At 34.9% G+C, this 736-nt stretch carries 1 protein-coding gene; it reads left to right on the top strand.

Annotated features, from left to right (window positions below; genetic code table 11):
* The first annotated feature begins 137 nt into the window (after nt 1–137).
* Nucleotides 138–608, top strand: a complete 471-nt coding sequence (gene tnpA / locus EJJ37_RS19800; RefSeq protein WP_133017135.1) for an IS200/IS605 family transposase — start codon at nt 138–140, stop codon at nt 606–608.
* The last annotated feature ends 128 nt before the right edge of the window (nt 609–736 follow it).

Here is a 736-nt window from a genome sequence, read left to right on the forward strand (position 1 = left end):
TTATTTGTATTTAGAATACCACAGGTTCGACCTGTGGTTCCGGAAAGCTTCTAGCGGTGAGTAGAAATAAAAAAACCTCCGTTGTAAAATTATAGTAGGTTTGCCGACCACAACTATAATACAAGGAGGTATCCAATATGGATAATAGTAGTTTAGCACATAGTAAATGGAATTGTAAATATCATATAGTTTTCGCACCAAAGTATAGAAGACAAATAATTTATGGAAAAATAAAAGCTGATATAGGAGCAATATTGAGAAAGTTATGTGATCAAAAGGGAGTAGAGATAATAGAAGCAAATGCATGTAAGGATCATATACATATGCTTGTTAGTATACCACCAAAATTGAGTGTTTCACAATTTATGGGATATTTAAAGGGAAAAAGCTCATTGATGATATTTGACCGCCATGCAAATTTAAAATATAAATATGGAAATAGGCAGTTTTGGTGCAAAGGATATTATGTTGATACAGTAGGAAGAAATAAAAAAGTAATAGAAGAGTATATAAAAAATCAAATTCAAGAAGATTTAGCTTATGAACAAATGAGTTTAAAAGAATACATAGACCCGTTTACGGGTGAGCCGGTAAAGAAAGGCAAGTAATAAAGCCCCTTTAGGGGTAGCCAGTAAAAATATGCGGTTGGCAAACCGTTCGACGTGCGAGTAGCACAGCCAGTAACAGAGCCTTATAGGCGTAGAGCAAACCACCCGTTTTACGGGTGGTCCTGATT

It is taken from the genome of Clostridium cuniculi, assembly GCF_004353185.1.
Classification (GTDB): Bacteria; Bacillota; Clostridia; order Clostridiales; family Clostridiaceae; genus Clostridium; species Clostridium cuniculi.